This window comes from Hymenobacter fodinae (genome assembly GCF_004745825.1).
GTDB lineage: Bacteria > Bacteroidota > Bacteroidia > Cytophagales > Hymenobacteraceae > Hymenobacter > Hymenobacter fodinae.
This window is the reverse complement of the sequence record NZ_SRLA01000002.1, coordinates 1,170,447-1,184,662: the sequence shown is the minus strand read 5'-3', so window position 1 is coordinate 1,184,662 and position 14,216 is coordinate 1,170,447. Positions and strand designations below refer to the sequence as shown.

Genomic DNA, 14,216 nt, shown 5'->3' with positions numbered 1-14,216 from the left:
TCAAAATCTAAAACGCGGCTTCAATACTGCAACTGCTTACTTCTAAATCAGTGTAGCGTGCAATACCCAACTGCAATAATCTTCTTTACAACTTGGTTAATTATATATAATTATATCTATACTAATCTTCACCAAATGAAATTATAAAGGTTGAAGAACATTATACTTTCAGCCAGAATGAACTGAACAATAAGGTGATTACCGGCTATCCTTCGACTATATGCACTGACTACGCTTTTGCTACAATACATGACCTTTACAGTTACTATCTGGCTCAACCCGTCTACTATAATCTGGACACCAACCTATTAGAGTTATATGTATAGATCAACATCTGACTAATCGATATAATTATACTATTTATACAATAATTATAACGTATATTTGTTTATAAGTCAAATTATTCTGCGATCAGTACTATGCAAAAATTTCTTACTTGCCTGCTTCCTCTTATATGTGGCTTTATGGGCAGTGGCCAGTCGGCGCTAGCAACTACATATTTCGTAAGCCCATCCGGTAATGATTCGTACGACGGTACTTCAGTGCAAACTGCTTGGCAAAGCATTAATCGGGTAAATCAAGCCGTACTGCAGCCTGGTGACAAGGTTCTTTTTGAAGGAGCACAAACTTTCTCCGGCACTATTGATGCTAACGAGAGGGGCACCCCAGAAAAACCTATTGTTTACAGCTCCTACGGCAAGGAAACTGCTATCATTAGTAGCGGAATACAGCAAGGCTTCATAGCCTTTAACACCGATGCTATTGAAATACGACGGTTGAAATTTATGGGAGCCGGCCGGGATAGTAACCAAGCCGCTGGGGTTTTCTTTTATAGAGAGGAGAATACTCCCACTACCACTCCGTTTCGGCACATCTTAATTGACAGCCTAGAAGTTAGTGGCTATCAGTCTTACGGCATAGTTGTTGGCAGCCATAGTGCGGCCGTAAGTTTTTGGGGATTTGCATATGGTTATGATGATGTACGTATTACAAACACGATAACACACGACAATGGTGATACGGGCATCTTCTCTTATGGCGCCACACTCCACGCTCATCACAACTGGTACGTAGCTAATTGCAAATCATATAATAACTCTGGTCTATATTCGGTCACAGATCGAAATACTGGGAGCGGCATCGTTTTGGCTAACGTAGATAGCGGTGTAATTGAGGAATGTGAGGCTTACAATAACGGATGGCTTAGTAAACATTCTTATACGGGACCTGCTGGCATCTGGGCATACGCGTGTAATGACCTGATAATCCAGAAGTGTGAATCACATCACAACCATTCTGGCACTATTGACGGAGGTGGATTTGATCTGGACGGTGGCTGCACCAACTCAATGCTGCAGTACAACTACTCCCATGATAACGATGGCCCTGGCCTTATGCTAGCTCAGTATAATGGTGCTCCAGTGGCTATGGAGAATCTCACCATCCGATATAATATTAGCGAGAATGATGCCCGCAAATATGGCAGCAGCATCCTGCTATGGTCGTCGGGGGCAGGTGGTGGTATTCGGGGTGCTAATATCTACCACAACTCTGTTTACTTAGCCCCATCTACGAGCTATTCTCCAGTGGCAGTGTATGTAGCCAGCCCTAGCATTACAGAAACGGCACTTCGAAACAACGTTTTCCAGACTACCGGCGGCGTTCCTATGTTGTTGGACCAGGGTGGTGGCGTTACATTTCAGGGGAACTGCTACTGGGGCAGCGGGTCGCCTACTTCGTGGCGGCAGTGGTCTTCTACTTTCTCCAGCCTAGAAGAATGGCGCGCCAATACAGGGGCTGAACGCCTGAATGGTGCTAATAGTGGCCTATATACAGACCCCAAATTTATTTCCCCAGGTGTGGGAGGCACCAACCCTTGGGGAGTGGGCAGCTCCTTGAGCAGTTGGAAGCCATATCAACTGCAGGCCACTTCCCCACTGCTTGGGGCCGGCCTCGACCTGCAAACGTTATTCGGGCTCACCCTTGGTGCGCATGACCTTTACGGATTTGCTCTGCCTCCCGCTGGCGCACCGGTCAATATTGGTGCCCAGGGAGGCGGTGCCAGTAACCCACTCCCCGTGGAGCTTATCCGCTTTCAGGCTAAACCTGCCGCTAACAAGGTATTAGTGCAGTGGGCTACGGCCTTGGAACTCAACAGCGCCTTCTTCGAGATTCAGCGCTCTACCGATGGTAAAACGTTCGTCAGTGTAGCGAAGGTAGCGGCGGCAGGCCAAAGCTCCACGGTCCGCGCGTACACGTGGAACGACACCTATAACGTAACGCAACCCACCTATTACCGTCTGCGGCAGGTTGATCTGGATGGTTCCAGTCACTATAGTTCAGTTGTGGTAGTGGCACCTACTACGGCTAGCGAGTTAGCGCTGAGTTTGTTTCCTAATCCGGCCCGACGCGGCTCTAAGCTATTGCTGGATGCAGCGTCTTGGGCCGGACAGCCCCTACGGGTGACCATAACTAACCTCACGGGCCAAGTTGTGCTGCAGCAACAAGTGGTTGCCAGTAGAACTACCCCTGTAGCCGTGCCATTACCCGCTCAGGTATCCTCAGGTAGCTATGTGGTTTCTGTCACTAGCGGTAACCAGGTGTTTCGTACCCGCCTAGTTATTGAGTAAGCCACTCAACCACGCCTTAAAGTAATTAAATGTCTCTGACCCGAGGTTAAGTACAGGTACTATTAGCGTAAGCTGGTGGCCTATGGCATAGTGTTGCCTTGGTCACCAGCTTTTCTTGTTTGTCAAGTAATGTGAAACCGCTCTGGTACGTCTTCATCGCTGAGATGTATCTCTACAGCTACCAAGCCTTCTATACTAGCTGCGCGTTACTGACCAGTCTGATAACCCACGCCCTACACCCACGTAGTAACCAACCTATTAACTTTTTACATTTCGCAAGTATGGCGCACTGCAAAATCATTTCATCGATCCTGATCAGTGGCTTCCTACTCCTGGGGGCTGGTATATCGGCGACTTATGCTCAAACCGGTGACCCGGTGACGGCAGAGGCTCGGGGCAACTTACTGGGAATGTCGCGGCTCTCCCCCAACCATACTACCCTGATGTCGGCAGTGAAGGCAGCGGGTCTGGAAGGCGCCGCCACTGGCACTACCAAGTACACCGTCTTCGCGCCTACTAATGCTGCTTTTGAAAAGCTCCCGGCTGGTCGGCTCGATGAACTGCTCAAACCTGCTAACAAAAGCCAGCTCACTGCCTTGCTTGCGTATCATGTAGTGCCTGGCAGCTACTTAGCTGCCAACCTCAAAGATGGCCTACAGTTGCAGACGGTGCAGGGTGAAACACTTACCGTGATGCGTCAAGGAAGCACCATTACACTAAAAGACTCCAAGGGGATGACCAGCACGGTTGTGAACGATGATATTGTGGCCGAAAACGGAGTTGTTCACTCTATTGATTCGGTGCTGATGCCTACCAGTCTGACCGCCCCCAAAAAATAATTTTCTTCGCTTAACCTTTTCAAAGTTCGGCTTTGAAGTAGCGCTAGGCCACTCGTAATCAGCACATGCGTATAATGAGCACAGTGGCTTTGCTGACTAATAACGCGCTTGCCATGCCACTTAATGGCTACTATCGGGTTTCATCCGGATCCTTTTCTATGGAAACATCTTCTTCTGCGGCTACTCCTTCCTCTACACTGGTTGAACGCCTTGCTCAGCAGCTCGGCCTCTCGGCAACAGCCCAGACTATTTACGGCACTCCCGTTGAACGCGACGGCATCACAGTGATTCCGGTGGCACGCTCCATTTACGGTTTTGGCGGGGGCGGCGGCTCTAAAAACAACGAGGGCGAGGGCTCTGGGGGCGGCGCTGGCGTGGCCCTCACTCCCATCGGATACATTGAAATAGCCAATGGGAAGTCTCGCTTCCGCCCTATCAGGGGCTCAGTAGTGCCGCTAGTAGCCGTGAGTGGCCTAGTGGCCCTACTAGTACTGCGCAACGTGCCCAAACTACTACGCCAGAATCGGTAAGGGCAGCAACTTTTAAACTAGAGCTAAAACTACAGACCAAAGGTAGTTTCCCTACTTAGACGAGGAGGGGAGTTCCCTTTGGTCTGTAGTTTTTATCGCAGGCCACTATCCATATTTATTTACCGCCTAGGCGACTTATCTTCCGGGGCCAATTTCTACCTGGACTATATCACTCGTGACTTACCCCGAATTTGAAGCCCGCTGGAAACCCGTCGGCGGTGCGGAGCGAGCCAACTACGGCCTGTTTCTACAAGATCTCTGCGACCTATTAGGCGTACCCCGACCCGACTCCACCACCGACAACCCCACCCAGGACTAGTACGTGCTGGAGCGCGCCGTGCAGTTTTAGCGGATCAGCTACTTTTGGCATCACCGCATTATCTGGCGATGGTAGTCCTGATGGTTATCTGATGAAGTGCCCGCCCCAAGGAGGAGTGCAATGGGTGCAAACTCTTGTGGGCTCCGGAAACAACCGCTTTGTGAGTGTGAGTTTAGATAGTGGAGGCAATCCTTATGTGACGGGCAGCTTAACAGATACTGCTCAGGTAGGCTCCGGCACGCTTAGCAGCACAGGCACCCGCAACGTACTTGTGGCTTCTTTTTCCAAATAGGGCCAAATACTTTAGACGCAGCAGGCAGGGGGCACTAGTTCCTCCTCAGGAATGCACTTAGGCCTTGATGCCAAGGGAGATATACACCTATTAGGGAATTTCGCAGGCACCTGTGCGTTAAGCAACATCACACTTAGCACGTCAACTGTTACTGAAAGTTTTATTGCGACTCTGGGAAGCGCTGTACTGTCTGCTTCAATTGGCCATCCGGTTTCACTAGGCCTCTACCCCAACCCCGCCACTACTGCCGTGCACGTACGTGGCCTAGCGGCCGGCAGCCGCGTGCAGCTACTTGACTGACGTACTAGGCCACTCCGTACGCACGGCCACCCTCACGGTCACGCAGCAAGTAGCCGTGAGTGGCCTAGCACCTGGTTTGTACACGTTGCGCGCCTCCGACACACAGGGCCGGCAATATGTTAGCAGATTGATGGTGCAGTAATAGTACCCTTAGGGTGCCCTGTAGTAGCCGCTTCTAATGGTGTAACCGATTGGTAGGCCTATTTGCTCTCCAATCAAAAGTCCTTCTCTGGTCTTGGCCAGGGAGGGGCTTTTGCGTTAGGTTTAGTCTCACTGCAACATCACTAGCATCCTATTTTAGCTACTGACTGTCGAAATGCTAGTAACAACATTAATTTTATATAATAATTCTTATTTTAATTTATACAAATTATATATTATGTTATTATTTCACTCAACAAGCTTACGGTATGCAAAACACACCCGATGTAATCGAAGCCACTATTCAGTATGCACAATGGGAGGAAGTTGTGCGGTTCTTCACTCACCTATATGGGGAGCCAAGAGTACAGAGTGATTCTGAAGTGGTTTTCGTATCAGCCGATACCAGCTCTGAGCTACGACTTACTCGAGCAGAAGAAAAAGAACTGACGGAAGCGAATGAACCAATATATCGTCCTGTAAAGGGTTCGAATGGGGAAAAGGAGGTTAAAGACTTATATGACAAAGCAATAAGCCAAGGGGCCTACTCTGTTCAAAAACCAAAGAAGATAGGTCCATCTAACAAAGTGGACACCACTATAGCAATTGTTGGTATTGGCAAATCCAGAAATTTTTTAGACGATCAACTTTTCTGTTTTATTCACAACCCAAACTGGTGATTTATACCCCTAGTACCTGCGCTTTACTTGAAACTGTACCCGCTGCCGAAGCAAGCAAACGAGCTCTTCGGCAGCGGGTATGGCTCTTGTATGCCAACCGATAACGCAGCAGAGCTTTCAGTACTTATGCGTATTGCTTCCATTAAGCAAGAAATAAGGCGATACACCTACGCTCACTAGCCATGTATTAAAATAATGAAGTTATATATCCAATAAGTTACATTATATTAGATCTATATCTTTCACTTACAACCAGATAGCTACTATGAACCCAACTACCTCTACCTCTGAGCCTACCATTACTAGAAGTAATGTGCTGTACCTTTACGTACCCACGGCCACATGGCCGAACGTAGTTGAGTACTTCAGCGTGGCACTAAACCGGGAGCCTAACCCAGCCGGCCCCCATGAAGCGGTTCTGCAGCTACCCGACGGTGGTGAGTTGCACATCATAGCCACCGACGACAGCCAGTTGCTTACTCAGCGCACGGATGATTTGTTTCTCAACCTGCCCGATGTAAACATGGTTGAGAATGCGTACCGCATTGCCCTTAGCTTAGGGGCGAAGCCTAAAATCCAGCTCCAGACGATAGACATTTACCCAGTGACCGATGCTGAAGGCAGCCAATCTGCTCATGTGAATTTAACTCTGGGTAGCGTAACGTTTCCTAGCAAAGATGCCGCCCAGGGTACCGACACAACCCTCGGCGTAATCCATAACCCAAACTGGTAGGCCCCCGAGCACTATTCTCAGTGGCATGCTAAGGCCCATTTATTTTGCCCCATTGAAACATACACTTATGGTGCTGTTTCTGAGCCTGCTGCTCCCGTTGTTTGCCGGAGCCCAGCCCCCCGCGGCCGATAGTTTGCGCCACTTGCTGCGTGCTGACACTCGGCCCAACGTGCTCAGGGTGCAACGGCTACTAGCCCTAGGGCAAGAACTGAAGAACTCAGATGCTCCCCAGGCAACTCAGGTAAATGAAGAGGCCCTGAGGTTGGCTCGGCAGCTGGCCTACCCGCCGGGAGAAGGGCTGGCCCTACTGGCCTTGAGTAACCTACACCGCCGCCAAAACGATTTTGAAGCAGCCCACCGTGATGCCCGGCAGGCTCAACGTCTATATGTAGACCGACATGATGTGCTAGGTCAGGGACGCGCATGGCTGCAACTGAGCACTGTTTACATGCTGCAGGAAAAGCCCGCCGCTTCATTGGCAGCAGCGCTAAAAGGCTTGCCCATGGCCGAACGGGCCGGCGACCAAGTGACCACCGAGCGCCTGCGCTATATTATGGGCAATGTGTACCATACTATGGGCAACTATACCGAAGCCCTTCCCTTGCTCAGGGGCGCTTTAAAAATGGGGCAACGTAATGGTGATGATCAGCTGGTACTTTCAACGTTAGGAGACATTGGCAACTGTTACAAAAGGTTGAAAAGATGGCCCCAGGCCCTACTATATTTTCAGCGGGCATTACAACTTAGCCAGCGAGTAGGCGACCATCAAGGCGAAGCAGGATTTGAAACCAACCTTGCGGAGCTGTACGGCTTACAGGGTAACCAGCCCGAGGCGCTGGCGCATAGCCTGCGGGCCCGGCAGCTAGTGCGCACCAACCAAGATGAATATAATCTGCCGCTGATGGAGCTAGTCTTGGCCCGTGCCTACCTACTCTCCAACCAAACAGATAGCGTGCTTGAGCTAGCGCATCACGCCTTACAGCTCAGCCAGCAAACTAAAAGCAACGGCAACATCCGCACTGCCGCCGACTTGCTGGCCCAGGCCTATGCCCAACAGCAAAACTTCGAGCAGGCCTACCACTTTCGCAACCTGCAACTGGCCTACAACGATACGCTCTCCGGCGAAGACACGCAGCTCTCAACCAATGCTTTACGCTACGGCTACGAGCTGGATCGAAAAAAGGCTCAGATTGCCCTACTCAGCAAAACACGGCAACTACAGGCTCAAACAGCCGAGCGCCAGCGCCAACAGTTATATGCTCTACTGGCGGGCTTAGCCGGGGTAGTGCTGTTGGCAGGCTTACTACTGCGCAACATCTTCCTGAAGCAGCGCATCAACCACCACCTCAACGAAACCAACCACCAAATTGCCGCCCACCGCGACGACCTTGATCAGGCACTGCGTGAGCTACGTGCTACCCAAGCCCAGTTGGTGCAGCACGAGAAGCTGGCCTCTTTAGGCCAGTTAACTGCCGGGGTGGCCCACGAAATTCAGAATCCGCTCAACTTTATCACTAATTTCTCTGACCTCGGAGTAGAGCTTACCACCGAGTTGCAGGAAGAGTTGGCAAAAGAATCTCTGTCGGTAGCAGGCCGGGTCACAATTGAGGAGTTGCTACACGATCTGGCCCAGAACCAGCTTAGCATTCATCAGCACGGCCGCCGTGCCGACCGCATCGTGAAGAGCATGCTAGAGCACTCCCGCGTCAGCAGCGGGCAGCCCCAACTGACCGACCTCAACGCCCTCTGCGAAGAGTGCTTGCGCCTAGCCTACTACAGCTGGCAGGCTACCAATAAAGACTTTAAAGCCACTCTCAACACCCAGTTTGCCTCGCCCCTGCCCAGTCTGCAGGTAGTACCCCAAGACCTGACCCGTGTGCTGGTGAATCTGCTGACCAACGCGTTTTACGCCGTAAGCGAAAAACGCCGCCTGTTGGGTTCAGGCTATGAACCGCAGGTCAGTATTCAAACTGAACAAACAGACGATACTGTGTGCATCCGGGTGCGAGACAACGGCAACGGCATACCCACAGACGTTCGACAGCGCATCTTCGAGCCGTTCTTCACCACCAAACCCACTGGCGAGGGTACAGGCTTAGGCCTGTCGCTGAGTTACGACATCATCACGAAGGGCCACCGTGGTACCCTCAATGTAGAAACCCAGGAAGGCGAGTTTACCGAGTTTATTGTGCGGCTACCAATTACCCCTACGCCTTCTCGACCTGCTAACACCATCTCCCGCGAAATGACCGAAACCTCAGTATAGCAGGCAACTGGCATTCTCAATTAGCAGTACAAAAAAAGCCCGTTTCTAAATCAGAAACGGGCTTTACTGCAGAGAGGAAGGGATTCGAACCCTCGATGAGCTTGAGACCCATACACACTTTCCAGGCGTGCTCCTTCGACCACTCGGACACCTCTCTAGGATGCGGGGAAGTGGCGCAAAATAACACCCGATTTTTCGGATACGCAAGCCCTAGGCCACTATCGTGTTAGATTAAGGTGATTTCGCCGCGCAGGTCTTGGGTTATTAGGCGGCGCGTAACTTCGGGGCTCTGGTTGAGGCCTAGCACGAACATAAGTTTGGTAACGGCCGCTTCCACGGTAATATCATCACCCCCAAGTATGCCTAGGCCACTGAGATGAGCGCTGGTTTCATAGCGCCCCTGTAGCACCCGCCCTTCTTCGCACTGGCTCACGTTGAGCAGGTATACCCCTCGGTCGGCAGCCTCACGCAGGCATTGCAGAAACCACGGCGCAGTGGGAGCATTGCCAGAGCCATAGGTTTCGAGCACGGCTCCTCGTAGGTCGTTTACCTCTAGTTGGGCGCGCAGTATGCGCTCAGTAAGACCCGGAAACAGACGCACAATCGTTACCCGGTCGTCGAGGTGGGAATGGACGTGCAGGGGGGCGCTGGGTAGCGGCCGGATCTGCCTATCGTTGAACTCTAGTTCAATGCCAGCCCGGCCGAGCGGAGGGTAATTTTCGCTACGGAAGGCATTGTACTGCTGACTCTCCACCTTTTTAGCCCGATTTCCTCTGATCAGCAACTCGTTAAAGAACACGCACACCTCTGGCACGCGCACGGTATCGGCCATGGGGTGGCGAGCTGCTGCCATTTCCAGGGCCGTTACCAGATTGCGGCGGGCATCGGTTCGGATGCGCCCTACTGGCACTTGTGCCCCGGTAAATACCACTGCTTTGCCCAGATTCTCCAGTAGGAAGCTCAACGCCGCCGCCGAGTAGGCCATGGTATCGGTACCGTGCAGCACCACAAACCCGTCGTAGCGGGCGTAGTTGTCGCGGATGAGAGCGGCCAAGGCCAGCCAGTCGGCCACTGTAATGTTGGATGAGTCGATGGGTGGCCCCAGGTTCAGGACGTCGACCTGCATGTTGAGTTGGTGCAGCTCCGGCATTTTTCGCCGAATCTGGTCGAAGTTCATGGGCACCAGCTCGCCAGATTTATTGTAGGCCATCCCGACCGTGCCGCCGGTATAAATGACTAGAATGGTTTGTTCAGGGGAGGACGCAGCGGTAGCAGCCAAATTTAAGCGGGTTGGGTGGGCGGTAAGTTGAGCAGTGAAGGTAGAAACAGAACGGCAGCTATACGCAAGCTCAACCGGCATAGAGCAGTCCCTCGAACTGGGCAAGTCATCTAACCAGCAGATAAACATTAGGCTGTGAGCCTCAACGGCGGCCTACGAAATGTCTCGGCCAACTCAACAGGACAAGAACATGCGCTAGGCCTCTACGCGGGCTGCGGACCTTGCGGCACTGACAGTTCGCCAAATAGCGCCAAGGTATTGCGAGTAGTTACCTCGGCAACTTCTTCCACGTCTTTGCCAAGCAGTTCGGCTACGCGGCGGGCCACCAGTGGCAGATAGCTGGGCTCATTGCGCTTACCCCGGTGCGGCACAGGCGCCAGGTAGGGGCAGTCGGTTTCCAGGAGAAGGTGCTCTAGCTCAATGCCAGGCAGCACTTTGTCTAGGCCACCGTTTTTGAAGGTAGCCACACCGCCAATGCCCAGCTTAAACCCCAGCTTAATAACTTCCTCTGCCTCTTCCTTTGAGCCGGAGAAACAGTGGAACACGCCGCGTAGAGAACCATCCTGGGACGAAGAAATGATGTCAGCAGTTTCGCGGAAGGCGTCGCGGGTGTGCAGCACTAGGGGCAGATTGTGTTTCTTAGCCATGTCCACCTGAATGCGCAGCGCTTCTTGCTGTTCGGCTAAGTGCGTTTTATCCCAGTACAAATCAATACCGCACTCCCCCACCGCCGCAAAGGGGCGGCGGCTGAGCCAGGTTTCTACCTCGTACAGCTCCTTCTCAAAATTGCGCGTAACGTGGCAGGGGTGCAGGCCCATCTGGGCAAAGCAGTTGGTAGGATATTTGGCCTCCACTTCCAGCATAGCATCAATGCTGGTGTGGTCGATGTTGGGCATGAAGATGGTCAGGACACCGGCGTCGAAGGCGCGGCGGAGCATATCGTCTTGGTCGGGCTTGAACTGCTCGGAATAGACGTGCGCGTGCGAATCAGAAAGTTGCATGGCTGCAAAGGTGGTGAAATAGTGCGTTTACGGCGGCAATGCCGAGAAGAGAAGCCTGTTTTAGCGATACTGCCGACCCTTCCAATTGAAGCGGAGCGGTAACACCCGGAAGACCGTTAGCATTCCCGTGAGCAAGAGGCTGTATAGTTCATACGCTGGAATAAGAGCCAGTGGGGCGCGGCGGCCCACCCGCCGGAAACACAGCACGGCTAGGCCACTCTGCAGCAGCATTTTCAGGCCCCACACCCCTAGCGCCACACCCGGCCCAACTACTCCGGCCAGCCCCAGCAGCACCACGTAGAAAGACCCGTACAACACCAAGCAAGCTTTCAGCCACCCTGGTAGTCCCTCAACCCCACGCATCCAGCGGCGCCGCTGGTGCAACAGCCCCTGCCAGGTGTACATGGGTAGTGATTCTGCCAGCACTTCGGCCCGAAACAGGTTGCGGGAACTGTAGCCCTGCCGCAAAACAGCCTTGAACAGCTCAAAATCTTCGGTTACGGAAAATGGCAACTGCTCGTAGCCACCAGTGGCCCAGTAGGCGGCGCGAGTAATCAACATGTTGTTGCCCATAGCCGTAACGGGGCGCCCCAGGTCTGTCACTACCTGCACCATACCCAGCGACATCAGCCAATCGAGGCCTTGAATGCGGTGGAAGAGGCGCGGCCCTTCCACCAGCGTCAGCCCCGTGATGATGCCCACCCCCGCCTGCGCATGGGCCAGCAACCCCTGTAACCAGGTCGGAGGCACGGCAATATCGGCGTCAGTAATAAAGAAGTACTCAGTTGTAGCGGCGCGGGTGAGGTGGGCTAGCACGTTGGCTTTACCGCGGGCCGTGCCCAGCGTTTCCTGAATGGGCACCACCCGGAACGTACCCGCGTAACCCGCCATAGCCGTTTGGGCCAACGCAGCAGTATCGTCGGTAGAGCCGTCGTCGCCGAGTACTACTTCAATTAGCTCTGGCGGATACCGCAACGCCCGAATGGCCAGCAAGCACCTGCTAATGGCGGCTGCTTCGTTGCGGGCTGCAATAAGAATGCTAACGCGCGGCAAAGGCTGCGGCAACGGGCCCGGCTGACTTCCCCGTCGGCCAGCAAACAGAACCGTGGTACACAACAACAGCCCAAACCAACCCAGAAAGTAGAGCGCAAAAAACAGCATCGGGCGTAAAGGTCGGGGTGGAACGCCAGAATATTCCAGGTATTTCCGCTGACCTTAGAGCTGCGCAAACTGGTAACCCTGCTCAGCGAAATGAGCCAGATAGCGCGGTAGCACGAAGCGCATGTTGCGGCTGGCTTTCAAGCTATCATGAAAGACAACAATTGACCCCGGACGGGTATTGCTGATAGCGTTACGCAGGCACTCTTCGGCTGAGTAGCTCCGGTCGTAGTCATAGGTAAGCACATCCCACATGATTACCTGATGGCTAGCTTCTAGGGCCCGAGCCAACGGAATGGTGATGCGACCATAGGGCGGGCGCAGCAGTGGCCTAGGGTGGGGCTGCAGCTCATTCAGCAGGGCCTGACACTCCGCTACATCCTGTAGGTAATGCGCGTTTGAATGGCTCCAGCCGCTGATGTGATGAAAGGTATGATTGGCCAACCGGTGCCCCTGCGCTACAATTTGCCGGGCCACCTCCGGATGACGACGCACGTTGTCGCCCACGCAGAAAAACGTGCCTTTGGCCCCAAACTGCGCCAGCGTATCGAGCACAAAGGGGGTTTCCTCGGGAATAGGCCCATCGTCGAAGGTTAGGTACAGCGTAGGGGGCGACGTTGCGGGCATCTGCCAAAGGCACCCCGGAAACAAGCGCCGCACCAGAGCCGGCATTCGGAATAAGCGCACTGAAGCAACGGGGTTAAAAGAATGGAAGAAGCTGCTACGTACTAGCCCAAGCCAAGCTCAGGCGGCTGCAAAGTACGCAACCCCACAGTTTCGGTAGAGCGTAGGCCACTACTTCTCTGCTCAGCGAAGGTCAGGTAAGCTATTCTTAGCGGCTAGCAGATACGGTTTCTAGCACCTGCCATAAGGCAGTGGCACTTTGCTCCCAGGAGAAGCGCTGCACGTTGCGGAAGCCTCGCGCTATCAGCTCTTGCCGCCACTCTTCTTGCTGATACAGTGCGCGCAGCCCATCGGCAATAGATTCCGCCCGGAAGGGATCAACTAGTTGAGCCGCCCCGCCTGCCACCTCGGGCATGGAGCTGCAATTGGAAGTAATTACTGGCGAGCCGCAGGCTTGGGCCTCAATGATAGGAATGCCGAACCCCTCAAAATACGGCACGTAGGCCGTGGCATACGCAGCCGCATATAGCTGTACCAGCTCCTCATCAGTCACGCGGCCAGTGAGGTGCACATCGTGGCGGAATTGCATTTCCCGATACACATCGAAAATGGGACCTGCTTTCCAGGCGGTGCGCCCCACCACCAACAGCTTGGTGGGCGCCTGCGTTTGTTGTTTGAACTGATCGAAGGCGCGCAGCAGGTTAATCAAATTTTTGCGCGGCTGCAGCGCCCCCACAAACAGGAAATACGGCTTGCCAGCACTGTATCGGTCGCGGGTGGCTTGTTGCTCTGCCGCCGGTTGCGGGCGGAACTGCGCGTCGGCCGCGTTGTAGACGACGCTGATTTTCCCGGCCGGAATGCCGTAGGTGCGCACAATATCTTGGCGGGTAGCATCAGAAACCGCCACTAACCGCGCGGAAGCTTGGGCGAACCGGGGCGTAAAAAACTGGTAGTAGCGAAGCGTAAGCCGGTCTACATCCTGCGGGAAGTGTTCGAAGGCCAGATCGTGGAGCACGGTTACGCGGGGAACGCGGGTACGCAGGGTGGTGTAACCATCGGGGCTTAGAAATACAGCCGGGCGGTGCCGGCGCAGCCAGCGGGCCACAGCTCCTTCAAACCACGCCACCCACAGCACCGGGTGCCGGGCCGGCGGACTCAGCACATGGGGCACTACGTTCGAGCCGAAGATGTACCGCGGATCGTAGGCCCGGTCGAAAAGGAAATGAAACGTGTGCTCCGGGTGCTGCTGCACGAGGTGCCGGAGCGTTTCGTAGGTGAAGCGCCCAATGCCTTCCAGCTTGTCGCCGGGTAGCAGAAAACGAACATTGACGGCTATTTCCAAACAGCTAGATTGGGGCGGGTGGTAAATACGTAACCAGTTCCTGGCACAAGAATACTACATCATTTTCCGCAGTGGTGCTACG

13 protein-coding genes and 1 tRNA gene are annotated in these 14,216 nt (G+C 53.5%); 8 read left to right on the top strand and 6 right to left on the bottom strand.

Going from position 1 to position 14,216, the window contains the following annotated elements; genetic code table 11:
• Positions 1 to 419: 419 nt before the first annotated feature.
• The 8 genes from EU556_RS12380 to EU556_RS12350 all read left to right on the top strand — a co-directional run bounded on the left by EU556_RS12380 (position 420) and on the right by EU556_RS12350 (position 8,730).
• Complete coding sequence (locus EU556_RS12380) at positions 420 to 2,630, top strand: right-handed parallel beta-helix repeat-containing protein (RefSeq protein ID WP_135434410.1); 2,211 nt, start codon at positions 420 to 422, stop codon at positions 2,628 to 2,630.
• Positions 2,631 to 2,911: 281 nt separating this feature from the next.
• A complete protein-coding gene (locus EU556_RS12375) occupies positions 2,912 to 3,469 on the top strand; it encodes a fasciclin domain-containing protein (RefSeq protein WP_135434409.1) in 558 nt (185 codons plus the stop codon).
• A 158-nt stretch (positions 3,470 to 3,627) separates the two neighbouring features.
• On the top strand, positions 3,628 to 3,999 hold the full coding sequence (locus tag EU556_RS12370; RefSeq protein WP_135434408.1) for a spore germination protein GerW family protein: 372 nt from the start codon (positions 3,628 to 3,630) through the stop codon (positions 3,997 to 3,999).
• Between the two features lie 175 nt (positions 4,000 to 4,174).
• Positions 4,175 to 4,318, top strand: a complete 144-nt coding sequence (locus EU556_RS26065) for a hypothetical protein (protein WP_167855496.1) — start codon at positions 4,175 to 4,177, stop codon at positions 4,316 to 4,318.
• A 584-nt stretch (positions 4,319 to 4,902) separates the two neighbouring features.
• Positions 4,903 to 5,052, top strand: a complete 150-nt coding sequence (locus tag EU556_RS12365; RefSeq protein ID WP_135434407.1) for a T9SS type A sorting domain-containing protein — start codon at positions 4,903 to 4,905, stop codon at positions 5,050 to 5,052.
• Positions 5,053 to 5,320: 268 nt separating this feature from the next.
• Complete coding sequence (locus EU556_RS12360) at positions 5,321 to 5,731, top strand: hypothetical protein (RefSeq protein ID WP_135434406.1); 411 nt, start codon at positions 5,321 to 5,323, stop codon at positions 5,729 to 5,731.
• Between the two features lie 265 nt (positions 5,732 to 5,996).
• Positions 5,997 to 6,464: a hypothetical protein gene (locus EU556_RS12355; protein ID WP_210116268.1), complete on the top strand. Its 468-nt coding sequence runs from the start codon at positions 5,997 to 5,999 to the stop codon at positions 6,462 to 6,464.
• Positions 6,465 to 6,516: 52 nt separating this feature from the next.
• Positions 6,517 to 8,730: a tetratricopeptide repeat-containing sensor histidine kinase gene (locus tag EU556_RS12350; protein ID WP_167855558.1), complete on the top strand. Its 2,214-nt coding sequence runs from the start codon at positions 6,517 to 6,519 to the stop codon at positions 8,728 to 8,730.
• 69 nt (positions 8,731 to 8,799) lie between these two features.
• On the opposite strand, the gene EU556_RS12345 is transcribed toward EU556_RS12350, so the two are convergent.
• The 6 genes from EU556_RS12345 to EU556_RS12320 form a co-directional block, all read right to left on the bottom strand.
• Positions 8,800 to 8,887, bottom strand: a tRNA-Ser gene (locus tag EU556_RS12345).
• A 69-nt stretch (positions 8,888 to 8,956) separates the two neighbouring features.
• The gene (locus tag EU556_RS12340; RefSeq protein WP_245327604.1) at positions 8,957 to 10,009 is read right to left on the bottom strand and encodes an asparaginase; all 1,053 of its coding nucleotides are present in this window, start codon (positions 10,007 to 10,009) and stop codon (positions 8,957 to 8,959) included.
• A 203-nt stretch (positions 10,010 to 10,212) separates the two neighbouring features.
• Positions 10,213 to 11,010 carry a TatD family hydrolase gene (locus tag EU556_RS12335; RefSeq protein WP_135434402.1) on the bottom strand — a complete coding sequence of 266 codons (798 nt, stop codon included), beginning with the start codon at positions 11,008 to 11,010 and terminating at the stop codon, positions 10,213 to 10,215.
• 60 nt (positions 11,011 to 11,070) lie between these two features.
• Positions 11,071 to 12,171: a glycosyltransferase gene (locus tag EU556_RS12330; protein ID WP_135434401.1), complete on the bottom strand. Its 1,101-nt coding sequence runs from the start codon at positions 12,169 to 12,171 to the stop codon at positions 11,071 to 11,073.
• A 54-nt stretch (positions 12,172 to 12,225) separates the two neighbouring features.
• Complete coding sequence (locus tag EU556_RS12325) at positions 12,226 to 12,855, bottom strand: polysaccharide deacetylase family protein (RefSeq protein ID WP_317128713.1); 630 nt, start codon at positions 12,853 to 12,855, stop codon at positions 12,226 to 12,228.
• A gap of 145 nt (positions 12,856 to 13,000) precedes the next feature.
• On the bottom strand, positions 13,001 to 14,134 hold the full coding sequence (locus tag EU556_RS12320) for a glycosyltransferase family 4 protein (protein WP_135434400.1): 1,134 nt from the start codon (positions 14,132 to 14,134) through the stop codon (positions 13,001 to 13,003).
• Positions 14,135 to 14,216: the final 82 nt, after the last annotated feature.